A 21,611-nucleotide genomic window follows, 5' to 3' on the forward strand; every position below is an offset into this window, starting at 1 on the left:
AACAGACGCGAAATCCCCTGATTACTCGGTAATTAGGGGATTTCGCCGGAGCCGCTTGCGGACTGTTCGCGCGGCTCTCAGTACAGCGCGTTGGCCAGGTTGCGCCGACCGGCGATGACGTCCGGATCGGCGGGGTCGAACAGCTCGAACAGCTCGATCAGCCGCGTGCGTACGGCGGTGCGGTCGTCGCCGGCCGTGCGCTTCACCAGCGCGATGAGCCGGTCGAAGGCCGCCGCGAGATTCCACTGCTGGACGTCGACGTCGGCGGCGGCGAACGCGGCCTCGACGTCGTCGGGTGCCGCGTCGGCCTTCGCGACGGCGTCGGCCGGATGGGCGGCGGCGCGCTTCTCGAACGTCAGCCGTCGCACCGCACCCTTGGCCTCGTCGTCGGTGGGTCGGGCGGCCAGGATCGCCTCATACGCGGTCAGTGCGGCGTCGAAGTCACCGGCGTCGAGGAAGGCCCGCGCCTCGGCGACCTCCGGGTCGACGATCTCGGCCTCGTCGCCCTCACCCTGGGCCAGCTTGCCCGCGGTCGCCTCGAGGAGCGAGTCGACCCAGCGGCGGAGTTGTTCGGGAGGCTGCGCGCCCTGGAAGCTGGACAGCGGTTGGCCGGCGGCCAGCGCCACCACGGTCGGTACGCCCTGGGCACCGAACGCCTGCGCGACCTGAGGCACCACGTCGACGTTGACCCTCGCGAACGACCACGTTCCGCCGTCCTGGGCGGCCAGCGCGCCGAGTATCTCGGCGAGCTGCACGCTCGACGGGCTCCGAGGGGTCCACAGCAGGACGACGACGGGAACCTGGTTGGAACGGGCAAGCACCTCGGACTCGAAGTTGGCCTCGGTGATCTCGACGCCGGCCGGGGCGCCGGAACCGGAATCCGCCGGGGCCGCCGACGGGGGTGGCTGCTTGAGGGCCGACAGGTCGATCGCTCCGGCCAGCGCGGGCCCTATGGGTCGTGGACGCGTCACGTCCACGATTCTGTCACGTCGATTCGGCACCCGAGGGGGCGGCCGGAGTCGACCCCGGAGCCGTCATGCGACCCGTTCGATCAGCCCATATGAGGAAGATCACACTGCCGAGCGGCACGATGCTCCCCAGCAATGCCAGGATCCACGTCACCACGCCCCACCTGTGGGCGAGGCCGACGAGTATCGCCGCCACCACGAACGCGACGAAGACGCCACCGTGGATGGGGCCGAAGATCTTCACCCCGACCTCGGTACGGGGCGAACCCAGGTACTTGAAGTACATCCCGATCAGCAGGCCGGCCCAGCTGACCGCCTCCGCGAAGGCGATCACCCGGAACCAACCCGCGACCTTCGCACCATTGCGCCGGACGCCGAACGTGCTTGTCATGCCTGCCATTGTGCCGCACGCCGCTCGAAGCTACTACGCAGCGTCGTTGACAATCGTCGCGAGTCAGGGCCTACGCAGGATCAGCGCGTCGCCCTGGCCGCCCGCGCCACACAGCGCCGCCACCGCGTAGCCGGAGCCCTTGCGCGCGAGTTCCAGCGCCGCGTGCAGGGTGATGCGCGCACCGGACATGCCGATCGGGTGCCCGATCGCGATCGCGCCACCGTTGACGTTGACCTTGTCGGCGTCGATGCCGAGTTCCCGCGTCGAGGCCAGCCCGACCGCCGAGAACGCCTCGTTGATCTCGATGACGTCGAGCTGGTCGACGGTGATGCCCTCCTTGGCAATCGCCTTCTTGATCGCGTTGGCGGGCTGGCTCTGCAGCGTCGAGTCGGGGCCGGCGACCACGCCGTGGGCGCCGATCTCCACCAGCCATTCGAGGCCCAGCTCCTGTGCCTTCGTCTTGCTCATGACCACGACCGCGCATGCGCCGTCGGAGATTTGCGACGCCGAACCGGCGGTGATCGTGCCGTCCTTGCGGAACGCGGGCTTCAGGCTCGACAGCGACTCCGCCGTCGTGTTGGCCCGGATGCCCTCGTCTTCGGCGAACTCGATCGGGTCGCCCTTGCGCTGCGGGATCGACACCGGCACCACCTCGTCGGCGAAGACACCGTCCTTCCACGCCGCCGCCGCCAGCTGGTGCGACCGCGCGGCGAACTCGTCCTGCTGGGCGCGGGTGAACTGGTCGACGTCGTTGCGCTGCTCGGTGAGCGCGCCCATCGGCTGGTCGGTGAACACGTCGTGCAGACCGTCGTAGGCCATGTGGTCACGCACCGTCACGTCGCCGTACTTGTAGCCCGACCGGCTGTCGACCAGCAGGTGCGGCGCCTTGGTCATCGACTCCTGGCCGCCGGCGACGACGACCTCGAACTCGCCGGCCCTGATCAGCTGATCGGCCAGGGCGATCGCGTCGATGCCCGACAGGCACATCTTGTTGATGGTCAGCGACGGGACGTCCCAGCCGATGCCCGCGTCGACGGCGGCCTGACGCGCCGGCATCTGGCCCGCGCCCGCGGTCAGCACCTGGCCCATGATCACGTAGTCGACCGCCGACGCCGCGACGCCGGCCTTCTCCAACGCGCCCTTGATGGCGATGGCCCCGAGATCGCTGCCCGAAAAGTCCTTCAGCGAACCCATGAGCTTGCCTACGGGAGTACGGGCTCCAGCAACGATTACCGACGTCGTCATTTGCTACCTCCAGATGTGGGGATGCGCGATGTGTGGCCGATCACACATTCCGCAAACATTCACGTAAAGGTTACCGTTACGAGATGACCACCGAGCACGTAGACGCCCGTCCGACGCTCGCAAGTGCCCTCGTCACGGCCATCGACCACGTGGGGATCGCGGTGCCGGATCTCGACGTCGCGATCAAGTGGTACCACGACCACCTCGGCATGATCGTGCTGCACGAAGAGGTCAACGAGGAGCAGGGCATTCGCGAGGCGATGCTCTCCGTCAGAGGCGCGCCGAAGGGCAGCGCCCAGGTCCAGTTGATGTCCCCGCTCGACGAGACGTCGACCATCGCCAAGTTCCTCGACAAGCGCGGTCCCGGCCTGCAGCAGTTCGCCTACCGCGTCAGCGACATCGATGCGCTCACCGAGCGGCTGCGCGAGCAGGGCACCCGGTTGCTCTACGACGAGCCCCGCAGGGGCACCGCAAACTCCCGCATCAACTTCATCCATCCCAAGGACGCCGGCGGCGTGCTGGTGGAACTCGTCGAGCCGGCGGCCGCCGAGCACTGACGGCTAGGACCACCGCCGCGTCGGACTCCGGTTCGCGCGATTGGCCCAACACGGCGTGTGCCAGTGCCTGCGGTCCTCGACCCCTCCGCCGTCGTCGGCGGGCCACACGACGACGTGGGCGGTGCCCGGCCTGACCTCGTGATCGCACCCGGGACAGCGGTAGGTCTTCACCGCACGGGATCCCGCGACCGCCTTCACCTCGTACTCGTGACCGTCCGGCCCGGTCTCCACGCGGCGCTGGTGCGGCACCGGCAGCGGCGACCGCTGCCGCGGAGGTGGTGGTCGACGCCGGGGCACCCGTTCAGTCTAGGTGTTCAGAACAGCCGGAACTCGCTGGTGTCGAGTCCGCGCATCGCGTCGTAATCCAATGTGACGCAGCGAATCCCGCGATCCACCGCCAGGGTGCGCGCCTGCGGCTTGATCTGCTGGGCGGCGAAGACGCCCGCGACCGGCGCCAGCACGCTGTCCCGGTTGAGTAGATCGAGGTACCGGGTGAGCTGTTCGACCCCGTCGATCTCACCGCGACGCTTGATCTCGACCGCCACTGAGGCGCCGGTCTCGTCGCGGCACAGCAGGTCCACCGGCCCGATGGCCGTCATGTACTCGCGGCGCACCAGCGTGTAGCCGACGCCGAGCAGCTCGACGTGTTCGGCCAGCAGCTCCTGCAGGTGCGCCTCGACGCCGTCCTTGATGAGCCCGGGATCGATGCCGAGTTCGTGCACCGAGTCCAGTTCGACGTCCTCGAGGGTGATGCGGAGCTGCTCACCGGCCTTGTTCTCCACCACCCACACCGGTGCCGGTCCGTCGTTCTCCTCGACGATCCAGCACGGTGGACTCATCCAGTTCAGGGGCTTGTACGCGCGATCGTCGGCATGCACGCTGACCGACCCGTCGGCCTTGATGAGCAGGAGCCGCCGCGCGGACGGGAGATGGGCGGTGAGCCGACCGACGTAGTCGACCGTGCACCGAGCAATGACGAGCCGCACCGAACAACCATAGATCGTCGGTGTCCGGTCACTAGGCTGACGCCACCATGACGGACGAGAAGAGCACCGCGCAGCGGCTGGGCCGAGTCCTCGCACGGGTCACCAGCCAGAGCAGCCACGGGCCGTCGTCCGCGGAGTACGGGTCGTGGATCCTCGGCCGCGTCTCCGAGAAGCAGGAGCGGCGACGCGTCCGCATCCAGCTGATCCTCACGACGTTCGTCGTGATCGCGAACCTGATCGGCATCGGCGTCGCACTCCTGGTCATCACCGTGACCTTCCCCGTCCCCAGCGTGTTCGACTCCAAGGTCGTGTGGATCACCGCCGCCGTGGCGCCGGCGTACATCGGCTCCGCACTCATCGTCGGGGTGATCTGGGCGACGAGCCGTGTCATCAGGAACGTCCGATGGGCCATCGAGGAACGCGTGCCCACCCCGAAGGACCAGCGCAACACGTTCTTCGCGCCGTGGCGCCTGACCCGCGTACTCCTCGTCCTGTGGAGCGGCGGCACCATCCTGCTGACGCTGCTCTACGGGCTGCAGGACACCAACTACATCCCGAAGGTGCTGCTGGGCATCAGCTTTCCGGGCATCGTCGTATCCGCCAGCTGCTACCTGTTCACCGAGTTCGCGCTGCGCCCGGTCGCCGCGCAGGCGCTCGAGGTGGGGCCGCCGCCGCGTCGCTTCGCGCCGGGCCTGATGGGCCGCGTGCTGACCGTCTGGGCGGTGGGATCCGGCGTGCCGGTGCTGGGGATCCTGCTGGCCGCCATCATCACGCTGACGCTGCAGATCGTCTCGCCCACGCAGTTCACCGTGGCCGTGATGATCCTGGCCGTCTTCGCGCTGGCCTTCGGCTTCATCCTGATGTGGATCCTGGCCTGGCTCACCGCGACACCCGTCCGGTCGGTGCGCAACGCGCTCGACCGGGTGGAACGCGGCGACCTCGACACGAACCTGGTGGTGTTCGACGGGACCGAGCTGGGCCAGTTGCAGCGCGGATTCAACTCGATGGTGCAGGGCCTGCGCGACCGCGAGCGGGTGCGCGACCTGTTCGGCAAGCACGTGGGACGCGAGGTCGCGTTGCTCGCCGAGAAGGAGCGGCCGAAGCTCGGCGGCGAGGAGCGCCACGCCGCCGTCATCTTCGTCGACATCATCGGCTCGACCCAGCTGGTCACCAGCAGGCCGGCCGTCGAGGTGGTCGAGTTGCTCAACCGGTTCTTCGCCGTCGTCGTCGACGAGGTGGACCTGCACCACGGCCTGGTCAACAAGTTCGAGGGCGACGCCGTGCTCGCCGTCTTCGGCGCACCGGTGTCGCTGGAGAACGCCGAGGAGGAGGCCCTCGCGGCGGCGCGGGCGATGGCCCGACGGCTGCGCAGCGAGGTCCCCGAGTGCAAGGCAGGCATCGGGGTGGCGTCCGGTCAGGTGGTGGCGGGCAACGTGGGTGCCAAGGAGCGGTTCGAGTACACCGTGATCGGCGCGCCGGTCAACGAGGCGGCGCGGCTGTGCGAACTGTCCAAGGAGATCGAGGGAAACCTGGTGGCGTCGGCCGAGACCGTCGCCAATGCCGGCGATGCCGAGGCCGATCGGTGGACGTTGGGCAAGAGCGTGACACTGCGCGGTCACGATGAGGCAACGACCCTCGCCACGCCCGTCCAGAACGCCGACGTGGCCTCCGGGGACGGTTAGCGTTCGAGCGTTCTCACAGGCACGGCTCAGGCGATCTGAGTACCGCGGGAAGGCTCCGACATGTCATCTACACCGCGATACCTCGCACCGGCGTTGATCGCCTTCGCGGCGGCGATCACGCTGGCACCCTTGGCCTCGACGGATCCCGACATCGACGGCGAACCCGCGTCGGCCGTCGTCGAGCAGCTTCGCGAGGAGGGGTTCGACGTCACGGTCAACGGCCTCCCCAGCGGGGACACGTCGCTGCTGACCACCTGCGTCGTGACCACCATCCACAACCCCGGTGGACCGTCGTCGGACCCGACGACCACCAGCCCGGTGTCGGTCGACATCGCCTGCCCGCTCAACAAGGCCTGACCATCGGCGCGGCGGCCACGGCGTCGTCGACGGTGCGGAAGCGGGTCGACTCCCGGTCGTCGCCGCTGCGGTCGACGATGCGATCGGGGTCGACGAGGTAACCCGTCTTCCCCTGCGCGCGCAGCACTTCCGACATTCCGGACAGCAGCCCCCGGGCGGCGCCGTCGATGTCGTCGACGCGCGTGACGTCGAGTATCACGACCTCGACGTCGCGCAGTTCCCGGTCGACGGTGCGGATCACCTGCTCGGCGCCGCAGAACGACAGATCACCGTGCGTCTCGTAGACGCGCACACCCTCGCGCGGCGAGTAGACGGCCCGCAACGCCGCCCGCGAGTCCCGGGACACGGTCAGGAAGTGCAGGCCCAGTTGTTCGGACAGGCTGCGGCACAGTCGGACTCCACGCACGCTGTTGCCCTTGTCGTCCAGCAGCGGCGAGTACACCCCGATGCCGAGTTGGCCGGGCAGCACCGCGACGATGCCGCCGCCCACGCCGCTCTTGGCGGGCATGCCGACCGCACTCACCCAGTCCCCCGCCGCGTCGTACATGCCGCAGGTGACCATCACCGACAGCGTCCGCTTCACGACCGCCGCGTCCGTCACCCGCCGACCGGTCATGGGGTTGAGGCCGCCGCGCGCGAGAGTGGCGGCCATGCGTGCGAGGTCGGTGGTCGTCACCTTCAGCGAGCACTGCCGGTAGTAGACGTCGAGCACGTCGTCGGGATCGTCCTCGAGCACGCCGAAGCTGTCGAGCATGTAGGCGATGGCCCGGTTGCGGCTGCCGGTGGCCTTCTCCGAGGCGTAGACCTCGGCGTCGAGGTCGAGATGCCTGCCCGCGCAGGCGGAGTAGAAGTCGTGGATCAGCGCGAACCGCTCGTCGGGTGATCCGGCGGGAATCAGTGACACGGCCGCGATGGCGCCGGCGTTGATCATCGGGTTCTTCGGGATCCGGCTGGTCTTGTCGACGCTGATCTCGTTGAACGCCTCGCCCGACGGTTCGACACCGATCCGCGCATCCACCGCGACCTCGCCGATCCGGTCGAGCGCCAACGCGTAGGTGAAGGCCTTGGATATCGACTGGATCGTGAATTCGATTGTCGCGTCGCCGGACCCGTACACGAAGCCGTCGGAGGACGAGAGACTCACGCCGAAACCGTTCGGATCGACGCCGGCCAGTTCGGGGATGTAGTCGGCCAGTGCGCCGTCACTCGCGTCGGCGTGCTCGGCGCGGATGCGGTCGAGGTAGTCCTGCACCAGTTGAGCCACGACTGGTGAGTGTAGGTGCCGCGCCGAAACGGCCCGGCGTGCTCCGAACTAGGCGGTGACGGCCTGGTGCGCGCCGATCCAGGCCCGGCCCTCTTTTGCGGCGCGGTTGAGCGCACCGAACTCGCCGAGGAAGTCGGCGACGGCGCCCGCAGCGGGCAGCATTCCCAGGTAGCGGTAGATGCCCTTGGGACGCTGCCGCTTGACCAGTTCGTTGCCGATCGCGCGCATCAGACCGGCGAGCTGCCACAGCGCCCTGCCGATGCCGGCGAACGACCATTCGATGGGAGCGGACTCCTCCTCGGCCGGGCTGGCGACCTCGTCGTCGCGGCCGACGTTGCGATCGCACATGACCGAGGCCAGTAGGCGGACCTGCTGGCGGCGGTCGGTGACGCCGTGCTCGCGTGCGACCGCACACAGGATGACGGCCTGGTTCGCGAACCCGAGGAAGTCCTGGAGCGGCAGTCGGTCGGCGATCACGCCGAGGACGCCGGGGAAGGCGACGATGATCGTGTCTATCGCGCCGACGCGGCGTACCCACCAGTGCACCCGGGCGTCCACGTCCATCTCCTCCCAGGCCTTCGTGCCCGGCACGTCGGCGGCGTCGAGCACCCACGCCGCAGCGTCGAGCACCTTGCCCGCGGCGCCGTCCGCGGTGAGATCCCGGGTGCGCTCCTTGAGCCCGACGGGGTCGGAGGCGAGCAGGTCGAGCAGCGGGTTGATGATGCCGACGGCCCGGGTCAGCACGCACGCCACCTCGGAGTCGCTGAGGACGCGCGTCGGCGCCGGGAAGAGGCTCATGGCTCAATCATGGCCCGTCGCCGCCCCGGTGGAACAATCCGCCCGTCGGCGCGCGCCTCCGGCTTCGTCACGCGTCCGCGCCGACCATGCCGAGGAGCGGGTCACCGGGTCCGATGTCGAAGGTGCACTGATCCATTCGCGGGTCGGGGACGTAGGACCAGAACATCGCCCCGGCGGCGCCGTGCTCGCGTGCCGCCGAGACGAGCACCGACACCTCGATCTTGCGCTGCTCGAGGGAGTTGCACGTCCCGGCCTGCACGCCGACCTCCGCGACGACGAGGGGCTTGTCGAGGAGCCGGGCCTGTTCGACGCGGCGCCGGAGGCCGTCCCGCGGATCGCCGGGGAAGTAGTCGTCGGCCTGATAAAAGTGGTACTCCACGACGTCGATCCCCGGCGACGCGGCCACGATCTCGTAGTCCTCGCCCGCCGATCCGCACTGCCCGCCCCCGGTGTGACCGCTGAAGACGATGGCGTCGGGGTCGATGCTGCGGATCCGCGAGCCGACGTCGTCGAAGAAGGTCCGCAGGACCGTCGCGGCGTCGCCCGGACACGACCGGGCCTGCCAGGTGCACGACGCGTCGCCACACGTCGACGGCTCCGGCTCGCCGACGGGCGTCCACCCCACCAGCGCCGGCGAGTTGGCCCAGCGCCGTACGGCGAGATCGACCCACACCTCGTAGGCCATCGGAAGTCCGTGCGACACCTCGTGCCGCCACCCCCAGCGGTACCAGTCGTGGTTCTTGACGTACTCGTTCTCGCAGCCGCCCTCCCCGCCCGTCAGGACCCCGACGAGCAGCTGTTCGTGGCGGCTCGCGGCGGAGAAGATCGCGTCGAGCGCGGAGAAGTCGACCTGGCCGGTGAACTTGTTGACCGCGAACGCCGAGTACACGTTGACGCGGATGAGCGAGTGCGGCGGCAGGCTGCCGAAGAAGCGGTCCAGATCGACCTCGGCCCCGCAGCCCGCGTTGACCTCCCAGTCGGTGCCCAGCTGATAGGCGTTGATGCCGACCGGCCACCACGGGGCGCCGTCGAACGTCAGCGAAGTTCCGTCGACGCCCACCCGGTGATGCGATTCGACGTTTGCTGCAGCACCGGACGGCACGGGCTGTGGCCGCGGTTCCGGACTGCAGCCCACAGCAAAGATCAGGAGCGCCATCACCAGCACAGACACCCCCCAGGAGCGTCGCAGACGGTGGGCTCTCCGGAGCCTCATACCTGGACACTACCCACCTGATAGCCGCGAATGTCCATTTGCTGCACGATGAATCTGACCGGGCGTCACCGGTCCGGGGCGTACCCGCCGACACCGCGATGTCGGTTTTCCGCCAGAGTTGTCGGTGGCGTCGTGTAATCGTCGAGAGATGTACGACGACTTCGACCGCTGCTATCGGGCAGTCCAATCGAAGGACGCCCGGTTCGACGGGTGGTTCGTCACCGCGGTGCTGACGACCGGCATCTACTGCCGACCCAGTTGCCCCTCCCGGCCGCCCTTCGCCCAGAATGTCCGCTTCCTCCCGACGGCAGCCGCCGCGCAGGGCGCCGGATTCCGCGCCTGCAAGCGATGCCGCCCGGATGCGTCACCGGGCTCGCCCGAGTGGAACGTCCGCACCGACGCGGTGGCCAGGGCGATGCGCCTGATCGCGGACGGGACCGTCGACCGGGAGGGCGTGACCGGGCTGGCGACGAGGGTCGGGTACACCACGCGGCAGTTGGAACGCCTGCTGCAGGCCGAGGTTGGCGCCAACCCCGTCTCCCTCGCACGGGCGCAACGCATGCAGACCGCTCGGGTGCTGATCGAGACGACGGACCTGCCGTTCGGCGACGTCGCGTTCGCGTCGGGTTTCTCGAGCATCCGTCAGTTCAACGACACCGTGCGGGCTGCCGCCGCGCAGACCCCGACCGAACTGCGCCGGCAGGCTCGAACGTCCTTCGGCGACGGCACCGCCTCCGCCGGCTCGGGGGTGATGTCGCTGCGACTCGCGGTGCGGCAGCCCTTCGCCTACGAGGGACTGTTCGGCCATCTCGCCGCCAGCTCCATCGCCGGAGTGGAGGAGTATCGCGACGGCGCCTTCCGCAGGACGCTGCGCCTGCCGTCGGGCAACGCGGTGATGTCGCTCCGACCGCACGCCGATCACGTCCGATGCGAACTGGTCCTCGACGACGTCCGGGACCTGTCCACGGCGATCGCACGCGCCCGTCGGCTGCTCGACCTGGATGCCGACCCGGAAGCGGTCGTCGAGCATCTCGGCGCCGACGAACATCTCGCCGCCGTCGTGGCCAAGGCACCTGGACAGCGCATCCCCGGAACCGTCGACGCCGCAGAACTGGCGGTCCGGGTGGTGCTGGGGCAGCAGGTGTCGGTGAAGGCCGCACGGACGCATGCCCGGCGTCTGGTGGAGGCGTACGGCTCGCCCGTCGCCGATCCCGGTGGCGGCCTGACGCACGCCTTTCCCGACGTCGCGCAGCTCGCCGACATCGACCCGGCCCTGATGGCGTTTCCGAAGTCCCGCCAGCGCACGGTGGTGGGGTTGATCCGCGGCCTCGCCGAGGGCCACGTGTCCCTGGGACCGGGAAGCGACTGGAACACCGCACGCGAACAGCTGACCGCCCTGCCGGGCATCGGGCCGTGGACCGCGGAGGTCGTCGCCATGCGGGGTCTCGGCGATCCCGACGCCTTCCCCGCGAGCGACCTCGGCGTGCTCAACGCCGCGAAGCAGGTGGGGCTGCCGTCCGAGGCACGCGCGTTGATCGCGCACAGCACGCGATGGCGGCCCTGGCGCGCCTACGCCACCCAGCACCTGTGGACCGCACTGGACCATGACGTCAACGTGTGGCCCCCGAAGGAGACGTGATGACCGCAGTTCTGTTCCGAACCGTCGACAGTCCGGTCGGACCGCTCACCCTCGCCGGCGTCGACGGGCGCGTCCGTCACCTTCGAATGGTCGACCAGACGTACGAACCCAGCCGCGAGGGATGGGTGCCCGACGAACAGGTATTCGCGGACGTGGCAGAACAATTGGACGCGTACTTCGCCGGCGATCTGCTCGCCTTCGATCTGGATCTCGACCTGATCGGAACCGAATTTCAGCGGAAGGTGTGGCAGGCTCTGCTCACCATTCCGTACGGCGAGACGCGAACCTACGGACAAATAGCACGGGAAATCGGATCGGCCGGCGCCTCGCGCGCCGTCGGTCTTGCGAACGGACACAATCCGATCGGCATCATCGTGCCGTGCCACCGGGTGATCGGCGCCAATGGCAGCCTCACCGGTTATGGCGGCGGATTGGAGAGAAAGCGCCATTTACTCGACATGGAACGCAATCGAATGGCGCCCGTGGCCACGTTGTTCGATTGACGGATTTGCATTCGAATTCGCGGAAATGGCTTCAGACATGAAAATGCCCGTGGCCCCCAATCGAAATTGGGGGCCACGGGACTTAAATTGTGTTCGGCGGTGTCCTACTTTTCCACCCGTAGGGGTAGTATCATCGGCGCTGGTAGGCTTAGCTTCCGGGTTCGGGATGGGTCCGGGCGTTTCCCTGCCGCTATTACCGCCGTAACTCTATTTTCTTTTTCAGCCCCAATGGTTTTGGTGTTATTTGGTGGTGGGGTGTGGTCTGTTCGACTCATATGTGGATGCGTGGTTGCGTACGCGTGTTGTGGTGTGACTTACACGTTTTCTTTGAACCCCCGTGTGGGGGTGGTTGTTGTGTGTAAGTTTTCGGCCGGTTAGTGCCAGTTCCCTGCACCCATTGCTGGGCTTCTAGGTCTGGTCTATCAATCCCGTGGTCTGCGGGGGGCCTTATCCCACTTAATGGGTGAGAAGCCTGGTCTTGGAGGGGGTTTCCCGCTTAGATGCTTTCAGCGGTTATCCTGTCCGAACGTAGCTATCCAGCGGTGCCCCTGGTGGGACAACTGGTAGACCAGAGGTTCGTCCGTCCCGGTCCTCTCGTACTAGGGACAGGTTTCCTCAAGCTTCTGACGCGCGCGGCGGATAGAGACCGAACTGTCTCACGACGTTCTAAACCCAGCTCGCGTGCCGCTTTAATGGGCGAACAGCCCAACCCTTGGGACCTGCTCCAGCCCCAGGATGCGACGAGCCGACATCGAGGTGCCAAACCATCCCGTCGATATGGACTCTTGGGGAAGATCAGCCTGTTATCCCCGGGGTACCTTTTATCCGTTGAGCGACACCCCTTCCACTCGGGGGTGCCGGATCACTAGTCCCGACTTTCGTCCCTGCTCGACATGTACGTCTCGCAGTCAAGCTCCCTTGTGCACTTACACTCAACACCTGATTGCCGTCCAGGTTGAGGGAACCTTTGGGCGCCTCCGTTACTTTTTTGGAGGCAACCGCCCCAGTTAAACTACCCACCAGGCACTGTTCCTGAACCGGATATACGGTTCGAGGTTAGAAGCCCAATACGATCAGAGTGGTATTTCAACGATGACTCCACCCACACTGGCGTGCGGGTTTCACAGTCTCCCACCTATCCTACACAAACCGTACCGAGCGCCAATACCAAGTTGTAGTGAAGGTCCCGGGGTCTTTTCGTCCTGCCGCGCGTAACGAGCATCTTTACTCGTAGTGCAATTTCGCCGAGTCTATGGTTGAGACAGTTGAGAAGTCGTTACGCCATTCGTGCAGGTCGGAACTTACCCGACAAGGAATTTCGCTACCTTAGGATGGTTATAGTTACCACCGCCGTTTACTGGGGCTTAAATTCTCAGCTTCACACCCCGAAGGGCATTAACCGGTCCTCTTAACCTTCCAGCACCGGGCAGGCGTCAGTCCGTATACATCGTCTTGCGACTTCGCACGGACCTGTGTTTTTAGTAAACAGTCGCTTCTCACTGGTTTGTGCCACCCCCACCCGCCGGCCGCCGCTAGGGCATGGACGGTATAGGGGTCCCCCTTCTCCCGAAGTTACGGGGGTATTTTGCCGAGTTCCTTAACCATAGTTCACTCGTACGCCTTGGTATTCTCTACCTGACCACCTGTGTTGGTTTGGGGTACGGGCCGTGTCTGCACTCGCTAGAGGCTTTTCTTGGCAGCATAGGATCACCGAATTCGCCTCAATCGGCTATGCATCACCTCTCGGACTATGTGACATCCGGATTTGCCTAGATGTCGTCCTACGGGCTTGCCCCAGTATTACCACTGACTGGTACGGCTACCTTCCTGCGTCACCCCATCGCTTGACTACTACCAGCGAAGGTCCCGCGCAGCCCCACGTTCCCTCACACCCGAAGGTGATCGGTGAACGTGGTTTTGGGCGGTTAGTACCGCTGATTCATCACGGGCGCGCATACACGGGTACGGGAATATCAACCCGTTGTCCATCGACTACGCCTGTCGGCCTCGCCTTAGGTCCCGACTCACCCTGGGAGGACTGGCCTGGCCCAGGAACCCTTGGTCTTTCGGCGGGCAAGGTTCTCACTTGCCTTATCGCTACTCATGCCTGCATTCTCACTCCCACACCCTCCACAGCTCCATCACTAGGCTGCTTCATCGGTGTGCAGGACGCTCCCCTACCCATCCTTGCGGATGCCGCGGCTTCGGCGGTGTGCTTGAGCCCCGCTACATTATCGGCGCACAATCACTTGACCAGTGAGCTATTACGCACTCTTTCAAGGGTGGCTGCTTCTAAGCCAACCTCCTGGTTGTCTTCGCGACTGCACATCCTTTTCCACTTAGCACACGCTTAGGGGCCTTAGCCGGCGATCTGGGCTGTTTCCCTCTCGACGCACGGAGCTTATCCCCCGCCGTCTCACTGCCGCACTGTTGACTTACCGGCATTCGGAGTTTGGCTGACATCAGTAACCTTGTGAGGCCCATCCGCCATCCAGTAGCTCTACCTCCAGTAAGGACCATGCAACGCTGCACCTAAATGCATTTCGGGGAGAACCAGCTATCACGGAGTTTGATTGGCCTTTCACCCCTACCCACAACTCATCCCCTCAGTCTTCAACCTAAGTGGGTTCGGGCCTCCACAACATCTTACTGCTGCTTCACCCTGGCCATGGGTAGATCACTCCGCTTCGGGTCCAGAACACGCCACTACACCACACACTCTTGTGCGGATACGCCCTATTCAGACTCGCTTTCGCTGCGGCTACCCCACACGGGTTAACCTCGCGACATGTCCCTGACTCGCAGGCTCATTCTTCAAAAGGCACGCCATCACCCCACGACGAATCGAAGGCTCTGACGGCTTGTAGGCGCACGGTTTCAGGTACTATTTCACTCCCCTCCCGGGGTACTTTTCACCATTCCCTCACGGTACTAATCCGCTATCGGTCATCAGAAGGTATTCAGGCTTACCGGGTGGTCCCGGCAGATTCACAGCAGATTCCACGGGCCCGCTGCTACTCGGGAACACCACACAAGGCAGACGTCGGGTTTTCACGTACCGGGCTCTCACCGTCTACGGCAGGCCATCCCAAGCCACTTCCGCTAACCACGACATTTTCTCACTGCCCTCCAGTCGGATAGAACTGGAAACATGGGTCCCACAACCCCGCACACACAACCCCTACCCGGTATCACATGCATGCGGTTTAGCCATCCTCCGCTTTCGCTCGCCACTACTCACGGAATCACTTTTGTTTTCTCTTCCTACGGGTACTGAGATGTTTCACTTCCCCGCGTTACCTCCCGCACCCTATGTATTCAGGTACGGGTAACACGACATCACTCGTGCTGGGTTTCCCCATTCGGACATCCTCGGATCAACGCTCGGTTGGCAGCTCCCCGAGGCATATCGCAGCCTCCCACGTCCTTCATCGGCCTCTGATGCCAAGGCATCCACCATGCGCCCTTAAACACTTACAAAGCACAAAACCATAAACAAAGAAAAAATCACACCACAACAAGCCACCACACAGGCGGGGGGCGCCATCCCGAAAGACGGACGTCCCCTCCACGCATGCCAGCTTGATGCTCGCAACCACTATCCACGAATCAAACACCACACCCCACCACCAAAACCTGGGGCAACAACCAAACCACCCGCATCCCTGCGAGCCGGCGCCCCGACCCCACCCCCACACCCTCCCCACACTGGGGACGATGCATTCGGGGTGGCGTACACGCGCCGCGGGCTTGTTGTCTCAAAGCCCAATAGTGTGTTCAGTGATTTCATCGCGGGCCGGCATTTCCCCACCGGTACCCGCATGTCTGCCATGTGCACCAGACCCCCACCCACTACAGGCGAGAGGCCATCCAACGAATCGCCCGGTGCACCGAACCCCCACACGATGTGGGCGGGACCGAGTCTCGTGGTGCTCCTTAGAAAGGAGGTGATCCAGCCGCACCTTCCGGTACGGCTACCTTGTTACGACTTCGTCCCAATCGCCGATCCCACCTTCGACGGCTCCCTCCCACAAGGGGTTAGGCCACCGGCTTCGGGTGTTACCGACTTTCATGACGTGACGGGCGGTGTGTACAAGGCCCGGGAACGTATTCACCGCAGCGTTGCTGATCTGCGATTACTAGCGACTCCGACTTCACGGGGTCGAGTTGCAGACCCCGATCCGAACTGAGACCGGCTTTGAAGGGATTCGCTCCACCTTACGGATTCGCAGCCCTCTGTACCGGCCATTGTAGCATGTGTGAAGCCCTGGACATAAGGGGCATGATGACTTGACGTCATCCCCACCTTCCTCCGAGTTGACCCCGGCAGTCTCTTACGAGTCCCCGCCATGACGCGCTGGCAACATAAGATAGGGGTTGCGCTCGTTGCGGGACTTAACCCAACATCTCACGACACGAGCTGACGACAGCCATGCACCACCTGCACACAGGCCACAAGGGAACCGACATCTCTGCCGGCGTCCTGTGCATGTCAAACCCAGGTAAGGTTCTTCGCGTTGCATCGAATTAATCCACATGCTCCGCCGCTTGTGCGGGCCCCCGTCAATTTCTTTGAGTTTTAGCCTTGCGGCCGTACTCCCCAGGCGGGGTACTTAATGCGTTAGCTACGGCACGGATCCCAAGGAAGGAAACCCACACCTAGTACCCACCGTTTACGGCGTGGACTACCAGGGTATCTAATCCTGTTCGCTCCCCACGCTTTCGCTCCTCAGCGTCAGTTACTGCCCAGAGACCCGCCTTCGCCACCGGTGTTCCTCCTGATATCTGCGCATTCCACCGCTACACCAGGAATTCCAGTCTCCCCTGCAGTACTCAAGTCTGCCCGTATCGCCCGCACGCCCACAGTTAAGCTGTGAGTTTTCACGAACAACGCGACAAACCACCTACGAGCTCTTTACGCCCAGTAATTCCGGACAACGCTCGGACCCTACGTATTACCGCGGCTGCTGGCACGTAGTTGGCCGGTCCTTCTTCTGCACATACCGTCACTTGCGCTTCGTCTGTGCTGAAAGGAGTTTACAACCCGAAGGCCGTCATCCCCCACGCGGCGTCGCTGCATCAGGCTTGCGCCCATTGTGCAATATTCCCCACTGCTGCCTCCCGTAGGAGTCTGGGCCGTATCTCAGTCCCAGTGTGGCCGGTCACCCTCTCAGGCCGGCTACCCGTCGTCGCCTTGGTGAGCCGTAACCTCACCAACAAGCTGATAGGCCGCGGGCCCATCCCACACCGCAAAAGCTTTCCCCCACCAACCATGCAGTCAATGAGGTGTATTCGGTATTAGACCCAGTTTCCCAGGCTTATCCCAAAGTGCAGGGCAGATCACCCACGTGTTACTCACCCGTTCGCCACTCGAGTACCCCGAAGGGCCTTTCCGTTCGACTTGCATGTGTTAAGCACGCCGCCAGCGTTCGTCCTGAGCCAGAATCAAACTCTCCAAACAAAAACAACCCAACCAAAGTCAGGTGCATCCGAATCAGAAAAATCCGATCACAAAACCAGAACACCAAAACTGGCATCCCAAAAACATCACACCCCTAAACGGGAAAAAAAGGGCATGACCAAACAACAAACAAAAACCACCAAACACACTATTGAGTTCTCAAACAACACACCGGAGATCCGGTTTTCAGGCAACCCCGCCAGCCTACAACTTCTGATTCGGCGGAGTCAAGCCCCTTGGCTCCTTTCCGTGAGGTCCGGGCCGCTGGGCTTGAACACAACCTTACACACAGAAGGCCAAAGTCCCAAAACCCCTGTTGGACAGCTATTTGCGTGCTACTGCACGCGCTCGATCTCGGCGCCGAGTGCCGCCAGGTTCTCCACGAACAGCGGGTAACCGCGATCGATGTGGAAGACATCGTGGACCTCGGTGTCCCCGTCGGCGACGAGGCCGGCGAGCACCAGGCCGGCGCCGGCGCGGATGTCCGACGCCCACACCGGAGCGCTCGACAGCTGCGGCAGCCCACGCACCACCGCGTGATGACCATCCGTGCGCGCATCGGCGCCCAACCGGATCATCTCCTCGACGAACCGGAACCTCGCCTCGAAGACGTTCTCCGTGATCATCGACGTGCCGTCGGCGATGCAGGCCAGCCCGATCGCCATCGGTTGCAGGTCCGTCGGAAATCCCGGGAACGGGAGGGTCGCGACGTTGATCGCCTTCGGTCGCTCGTACTGCACGATCCGGAAGCCGTTGTCGTCCTGCGTCACCGTGGCACCGGTGTCGTGCAGCTTGTGCAACACCAACTGGAGGTGCTGCGGGTCGACGCCCGTCACCGTGATGTCGCCACGGGTCATCGCCGCGGCGATCCCCCACGTCGCCGCCACGATCCGGTCGCCGATCACCCGGTGTTCGGTGGGGTGCAGCTTGTCCACCCCGGTGATCACCATGGTGTGCGACCCCGCACCCGTGATCTGGGCACCCATCTGATTGAGCATCTCGCAGAGGTCCACCACGTCCGGCTCACGCGCCGCGTTGTGAATCGTCGTCACCCCCTCGGCGAGCACCGCCGCCATCAGGATGTTCTCCGTCGCTCCCACCGAGGGGAACTCCAACTGGATGTCGGCGCCACGTAGGTGGTCCGCCTCCGCGACCACGCAGCCGTGCTCGATGTTGCACCGAGCCCCCAGCTGACGAAGGCCGGCCTGGTGCATGTCGAGCGGTCGCGATCCGATCGCGTCGCCGCCCGGCAGAGCTACCCGCGCCCGCTTGCATCTGCCGACGAGTGGCCCGAGCACGCACACCGACGCGCGGAACTGCCGGACCGCGGCGAAGTCGGCGTCGTACTTCAGCTCGTCGGGCGAGGTGATGGTCACGGTCGACCCGTCGAGGTCGACGGTCGCGCCCAACCCCCGCAGCACCTCGGCCATGAGGGGCACGTCGAGGATGTCGGGGCAGTTCGTGATGGTGCTGACGCCCTCGGCCAACAATGCCGCCGCCATCAGCTTGAGGACGCTGTTCTTCGCGCCCCCGACGGCGACCTGGCCCGACAACCGGTGTCCGCCGGTCACCACGAATCGCTCTGTCACGGGCCTCAGTTTAGGGCAGCCCGGCCGGTCCCGAGCCCCGTCGGCCATCCGCGCGACGTACGGCCGGCGGTACGGTTTCACCATGGCAGTCCACCTGACCCGCATCTACACCCGGACCGGCGACGACGGGACCACCGGTTTGAGCGACTTCAGCCGGGTCTCGAAGAACGACCCTCGACTCGAGGCCTACGCCGACTGCGACGAGGCCAACGCAGCGATCGGCGTCGCCGTGTCGATGGGCGACCCGGACGAGCGGGTGCTCCCGGTGCTGCGGCAGATCCAGAACGACCTGTTCGACGCCGGCGCCGACCTGTCGACACCCGTCGTCGAGAACCCCGAGTACCCGCCGCTGCGGGTTCGGCAGGAGTACGTCGACCGCCTCGAGGCGTGGTGCGACGAGTTCAACGAGGACCTGCCCGCACTGAATTCGTTCATCCTGCCGGGCGGGACGGCACTGTCCGCGCTGCTCCACGTCGCCAGGACGGTGACCCGTCGCGCGGAGCGGTCGGCGTGGCGGGCGGTCGAGCAGCACGGTGAGTCGATCAACGTCCTGCCGGCCAAGTACCTGAACCGGCTGTCCGACCTGCTGTTCATCCTGTCGCGGGTCACCAATCCCGACGGTGACGTGCTCTGGCAGCCGGGCGGCAAGCGCAGCTAGGCCGAACGCCGTCGGGCGCGCGGCGACGGACGCGACTCCAGCCAGGACGTGAATGCGGTGAGCGCGCCGCGGTCGAGCGCGATCTCGTAGCGCCGACCACGGTCGGGGCCGGTGTCGCGCACTTCGAGGACCACGATCTGGTCGCTCATGATGTCGGCTTCGTCGCCGCGCGGTGCACGCCGTGAAACGACTTCGAGCCCCCGGCGGGACAACCTGCGATCAGGCCACCACCGGAAGCTCGACAGTCGATAGAAGCCGGCCTCGCCACCCTTGTACCGCATGACGCCGTGGCGCCAGCCGTGGCCACCGACGGCGGGAACGTCGCGCAGGATGGCGGCCGTGCCACCCACCTGGCGCAGTTTCCACAGTCGGTAGCTCAGCGCGCCGACGACCAGAAGCAACACACCGACCAGCGCGACCATGAACACCATGGACGCGCTCATCGGCGGCTAGTCGAGTTGACCTACGGCACGCAGCCGCGCACGACCCCAGGCCGCGGTGCGCTCGTCGTCCGACTCGGAGTCCTGCTTCGCCTCGTCGGCGTTGATCTCGGACTCGAACTGGGCGTTCTCGACCAGGATTCGGACCGCTTCCTCGGTGACGGACAGGAACCCGCCGTCGACCGCGATCCGCAGATCGTCCTCGCCCTCGCGCTCGACGCGGACCATCGCGTCGTCGACGAGCTGGGCGACCAGCGGGATGTGCCGCGGAAGGATGCCGATCTCGCCTGCCGTGGTGCGGGTGAACACGAATGTCGCGTCACCCGACCACAGCTCGCGCTCCACGGCCACGATCTCGACGTGGATTTCAGCCATGTCGCACCGCCTTTCGGAGGATTGGAGCGCTCATCAGAGCTTGGCGCCGAGGCTCTCGGCCTTCTTCGCCAGATCGTCCAGACCACCGATGAGGAAGAACGCCTGCTCGGGCAGGTGATCGAACTCGCCCTTGGTGAGCTTGTCGAACGCCTCGATGGTCTCCTTCAGCGGAACCGTCGAACCCGGCTGACCGGTGAACTGCTCGGCCGCCATCATGTTCTGGCTCAGGAAGCGCTCGATGCGGCGGGCGCGGTACACCAGCTGCTTGTCCTCTTCCGACAGCTCGTCGACACCGAGGATGGCGATGATGTCCTGAAGGTCCTTGTAGCGCTGGAGGACACGGATGACCTCCTGCGCCACGCGGTAGTGATCGTCGCCCACGATGCTGGGGTGCAGGATCGTCGAACTCGACGCCAGCGGGTCCACCGCCGGGAAGATGCCCTTCGAGAACACCGCACGCGAGAGTTCCGTCGTGGCGTCGAGGTGCGCGAACGTGGTCGCCGGCGCCGGGTCGGTGTAGTCGTCGGCGGGCACGTACACGGCCTGCATCGAGGTGATCGAGTGACCGCGCGTCGAGGTGATGCGCTCCTGGAGCTCGCCCATCTCGTCGGCCAGCGTCGGCTGGTAGCCCACCGCGGAGGGCATGCGGCCGAGCAGCGTCGACACCTCGGAACCGGCCTGGGTGAACCGGAAGATGTTGTCGATGAACAGCAGCACGTCCTGGCCCTGCTCGTCGCGGAAGTACTCCGCCATGGTCAGCGCCGACAGGGCGACGCGCATACGCGTGCCCGGCGGCTCGTCCATCTGACCGAACACGAGCGCGGTGTCCTTGAGCACGTTGGCATCCGCGAGTTCGACCCAGAGGTCGTTGCCCTCACGGGTGCGCTCCCCCACGCCGGCGAACACCGAGGTGCCGCCGAAGTTGCGGGCGATGCGGTTGATCATCTCCTGGATGAGCACCGTCTTGCCCACGCCCGCGCCGCCGAACAGCGCGATCTTGCCGCCACGGACGTACGGGGTGAGGAGGTCGACGACCTTCAGACCGGTCTCGAGCATTTCGGTACGCGGCTCGAGCGAGTCGAATGACGGGGGCTTGCGGTGGATCGACCAGTGGTCGAAGTCCTCGCCGTAGCCGGGCTCGTCGAGGCAGTTGCCGAGGGCGTTGAACACGTGGCCCTTGACGCCGTCGCCCACGGGCACGGAGATCGAGGCACCGGTGTCGACGACGTCGACGCCACGGACCAGACCGTCGGTCGGCTGCATCGAGATGGTGCGGACCAGGTTGTCGCCGAGGTGCTGCGCGACCTCGAGGGTCAGCGTCTTCGCCATCTCCTCGTAGGTGATCTCGGCGTGCAACGCGTTGAACAGCTCCGGCACGGAGCCGCGCGGGAACTCGACGTCGACGACCGGGCCCGTGATGCGGACCACGCGCCCTGCGGTCTTGGAACTCTCTGCGGTGGCAGTCATGTCTCTTCTTCGCTTCCT

18 protein-coding genes and 3 rRNA genes are annotated in these 21,611 nt (G+C 65.5%); 6 read left to right on the forward strand and 15 right to left on the reverse strand.

The annotated features are described in order from the left end of the window. Positions 1-77 precede the first annotated feature (77 nt). From AC1MEY_RS14275 to AC1MEY_RS14285, 3 genes are read right to left on the reverse strand one after another with little or no spacing between them, the layout of a single operon-like run. A complete protein-coding gene (locus AC1MEY_RS14275; RefSeq protein ID WP_480231231.1) occupies positions 78-971 on the reverse strand; it encodes a tetratricopeptide repeat protein in 894 nt (297 codons plus the stop codon). Positions 972-984: 13 nt separating this feature from the next. Then, positions 985-1,368 (reverse strand): DUF3817 domain-containing protein, encoded by a 384-nt coding sequence (locus AC1MEY_RS14280; RefSeq protein WP_480231232.1) that lies wholly within the window; start codon positions 1,366-1,368, stop codon positions 985-987. 54 nt (positions 1,369-1,422) lie between these two features. Next, positions 1,423-2,604 carry an acetyl-CoA C-acetyltransferase gene (locus tag AC1MEY_RS14285; protein WP_480231233.1) on the reverse strand — a complete coding sequence of 394 codons (1,182 nt, stop codon included), beginning with the start codon at positions 2,602-2,604 and terminating at the stop codon, positions 1,423-1,425. An 83-nt stretch (positions 2,605-2,687) separates the two neighbouring features. Here AC1MEY_RS14285 and mce point away from each other — a divergent pair, with 83 nt between their 5' ends. Next, positions 2,688-3,161, forward strand: a complete 474-nt coding sequence (gene mce / locus AC1MEY_RS14290; RefSeq protein ID WP_480231234.1) for a methylmalonyl-CoA epimerase — start codon at positions 2,688-2,690, stop codon at positions 3,159-3,161. 3 nt (positions 3,162-3,164) lie between these two features. On the opposite strand, the gene AC1MEY_RS14295 is transcribed toward mce, so the two are convergent. Beyond that, entirely contained in the window at positions 3,165-3,458 is a 294-nt protein-coding gene (locus AC1MEY_RS14295; RefSeq protein WP_480231235.1) for a hypothetical protein, read from the reverse strand. Positions 3,459-3,475: 17 nt separating this feature from the next. Then, on the reverse strand, positions 3,476-4,147 hold the full coding sequence (gene nucS / locus AC1MEY_RS14300) for an endonuclease NucS (protein WP_480231236.1): 672 nt from the start codon (positions 4,145-4,147) through the stop codon (positions 3,476-3,478). 47 nt (positions 4,148-4,194) lie between these two features. On the opposite strand from nucS, the gene AC1MEY_RS14305 reads away from it, so the two are divergent. Then, positions 4,195-5,829: an adenylate/guanylate cyclase domain-containing protein gene (locus tag AC1MEY_RS14305; protein WP_480231237.1), complete on the forward strand. Its 1,635-nt coding sequence runs from the start codon at positions 4,195-4,197 to the stop codon at positions 5,827-5,829. Between the two features lie 60 nt (positions 5,830-5,889). After that, positions 5,890-6,186, forward strand: a complete 297-nt coding sequence (locus AC1MEY_RS14310) for a hypothetical protein (protein WP_480231238.1) — start codon at positions 5,890-5,892, stop codon at positions 6,184-6,186. Here the strand turns inward: AC1MEY_RS14310 and glsA are convergent. From glsA to AC1MEY_RS14325, 3 genes are all read right to left on the reverse strand, one after another. After that, positions 6,173-7,450: a glutaminase A gene (gene glsA / locus AC1MEY_RS14315; RefSeq protein WP_480231239.1), complete on the reverse strand. Its 1,278-nt coding sequence runs from the start codon at positions 7,448-7,450 to the stop codon at positions 6,173-6,175. The two genes, AC1MEY_RS14310 and glsA, sit on opposite strands and share 14 nt — an antisense overlap. Before the next feature lie 48 nt (positions 7,451-7,498). After that, positions 7,499-8,248 carry a hypothetical protein gene (locus AC1MEY_RS14320; RefSeq protein ID WP_480231240.1) on the reverse strand — a complete coding sequence of 250 codons (750 nt, stop codon included), beginning with the start codon at positions 8,246-8,248 and terminating at the stop codon, positions 7,499-7,501. Positions 8,249-8,315: 67 nt separating this feature from the next. Then, positions 8,316-9,308, reverse strand: coding sequence for a glycoside hydrolase family 5 protein (locus AC1MEY_RS14325; protein ID WP_480231241.1), 993 nt, complete (start codon positions 9,306-9,308; stop codon positions 8,316-8,318). A 301-nt stretch (positions 9,309-9,609) separates the two neighbouring features. Here AC1MEY_RS14325 and AC1MEY_RS14330 point away from each other — a divergent pair, with 301 nt between their 5' ends. Continuing rightward, the gene (locus tag AC1MEY_RS14330) at positions 9,610-11,100 is read left to right on the forward strand and encodes an AlkA N-terminal domain-containing protein (RefSeq protein ID WP_480231242.1); all 1,491 of its coding nucleotides are present in this window, start codon (positions 9,610-9,612) and stop codon (positions 11,098-11,100) included. Further along, positions 11,100-11,603, forward strand: a complete 504-nt coding sequence (locus AC1MEY_RS14335; protein WP_480231243.1) for a methylated-DNA--[protein]-cysteine S-methyltransferase — start codon at positions 11,100-11,102, stop codon at positions 11,601-11,603. Before AC1MEY_RS14330 ends, AC1MEY_RS14335 begins: the two co-directional genes overlap by 1 nt. A gap of 91 nt (positions 11,604-11,694) precedes the next feature. Here the strand turns inward: AC1MEY_RS14335 and rrf are convergent. The 4 genes from rrf to murA all read right to left on the reverse strand — a co-directional run bounded on the left by rrf (position 11,695) and on the right by murA (position 18,653). Beyond that, positions 11,695-11,807: ribosomal RNA gene (gene rrf / locus AC1MEY_RS14340) — 5S ribosomal RNA — on the reverse strand. A 150-nt stretch (positions 11,808-11,957) separates the two neighbouring features. Continuing rightward, a 23S ribosomal RNA gene (locus AC1MEY_RS14345) occupies positions 11,958-15,083 on the reverse strand. A gap of 460 nt (positions 15,084-15,543) precedes the next feature. Continuing rightward, a 16S ribosomal RNA gene (locus AC1MEY_RS14350) occupies positions 15,544-17,064 on the reverse strand. Together the 16S, 23S and 5S rRNA genes form the textbook arrangement of a ribosomal RNA operon. Positions 17,065-17,399: 335 nt before the next feature. Further along, positions 17,400-18,653 (reverse strand): UDP-N-acetylglucosamine 1-carboxyvinyltransferase, encoded by a 1,254-nt coding sequence (murA, locus tag AC1MEY_RS14355; protein ID WP_480231244.1) that lies wholly within the window; start codon positions 18,651-18,653, stop codon positions 17,400-17,402. Between the two features lie 82 nt (positions 18,654-18,735). Here murA and AC1MEY_RS14360 point away from each other — a divergent pair, with 82 nt between their 5' ends. Continuing rightward, complete coding sequence (locus tag AC1MEY_RS14360; protein WP_480231245.1) at positions 18,736-19,311, forward strand: cob(I)yrinic acid a,c-diamide adenosyltransferase; 576 nt, start codon at positions 18,736-18,738, stop codon at positions 19,309-19,311. Here AC1MEY_RS14360 and AC1MEY_RS14365 read toward each other — a convergent pair. From AC1MEY_RS14365 to atpD, 3 genes are read right to left on the reverse strand one after another with little or no spacing between them, the layout of a single operon-like run. Then, positions 19,308-19,754, reverse strand: coding sequence for a DUF2550 domain-containing protein (locus AC1MEY_RS14365; RefSeq protein WP_480231246.1), 447 nt, complete (start codon positions 19,752-19,754; stop codon positions 19,308-19,310). The genes AC1MEY_RS14360 and AC1MEY_RS14365 overlap by 4 nt on opposite strands. 6 nt (positions 19,755-19,760) lie before the next feature. Beyond that, the gene (locus AC1MEY_RS14370) at positions 19,761-20,126 is read right to left on the reverse strand and encodes a F0F1 ATP synthase subunit epsilon (RefSeq protein WP_480231247.1); all 366 of its coding nucleotides are present in this window, start codon (positions 20,124-20,126) and stop codon (positions 19,761-19,763) included. 33 nt (positions 20,127-20,159) lie between these two features. Then, a complete protein-coding gene (gene atpD, locus AC1MEY_RS14375) occupies positions 20,160-21,593 on the reverse strand; it encodes a F0F1 ATP synthase subunit beta (protein ID WP_480231248.1) in 1,434 nt (477 codons plus the stop codon). Positions 21,594-21,611 lie beyond the last annotated feature (18 nt).

It is taken from the genome of Mycobacterium sp. PTI7, from assembly GCF_056679845.1.

What these genes read in the sequence shown, in the direction of transcription:
- AC1MEY_RS14280 (WP_480231232.1), bottom strand. Translation starts at nt 1,368, where the DNA reads ATGGCAGGCATGACAAGCACGTTCGGCGTCCGGCGCAATGGTGCGAAG.
- AC1MEY_RS14285 (WP_480231233.1), bottom strand. Translation starts at nt 2,604, where the DNA reads ATGACGACGTCGGTAATCGTTGCTGGAGCCCGTACTCCCGTAGGCAAG.
- mce (WP_480231234.1), top strand. Translation starts at nt 2,688, where the DNA reads ATGACCACCGAGCACGTAGACGCCCGTCCGACGCTCGCAAGTGCCCTC.
- AC1MEY_RS14305 (WP_480231237.1), top strand. Translation starts at nt 4,195, where the DNA reads ATGACGGACGAGAAGAGCACCGCGCAGCGGCTGGGCCGAGTCCTCGCA.
- AC1MEY_RS14310 (WP_480231238.1), top strand. Translation starts at nt 5,890, where the DNA reads ATGTCATCTACACCGCGATACCTCGCACCGGCGTTGATCGCCTTCGCG.
- AC1MEY_RS14320 (WP_480231240.1), bottom strand. Translation starts at nt 8,248, where the DNA reads ATGAGCCTCTTCCCGGCGCCGACGCGCGTCCTCAGCGACTCCGAGGTG.
- AC1MEY_RS14330 (WP_480231242.1), top strand. Translation starts at nt 9,610, where the DNA reads ATGTACGACGACTTCGACCGCTGCTATCGGGCAGTCCAATCGAAGGAC.
- AC1MEY_RS14335 (WP_480231243.1), top strand. Translation starts at nt 11,100, where the DNA reads ATGACCGCAGTTCTGTTCCGAACCGTCGACAGTCCGGTCGGACCGCTC.
- AC1MEY_RS14360 (WP_480231245.1), top strand. Translation starts at nt 18,736, where the DNA reads ATGGCAGTCCACCTGACCCGCATCTACACCCGGACCGGCGACGACGGG.
- AC1MEY_RS14365 (WP_480231246.1), bottom strand. Translation starts at nt 19,754, where the DNA reads ATGAGCGCGTCCATGGTGTTCATGGTCGCGCTGGTCGGTGTGTTGCTT.
- AC1MEY_RS14370 (WP_480231247.1), bottom strand. Translation starts at nt 20,126, where the DNA reads ATGGCTGAAATCCACGTCGAGATCGTGGCCGTGGAGCGCGAGCTGTGG.
- atpD (WP_480231248.1), bottom strand. Translation starts at nt 21,593, where the DNA reads ATGACTGCCACCGCAGAGAGTTCCAAGACCGCAGGGCGCGTGGTCCGC.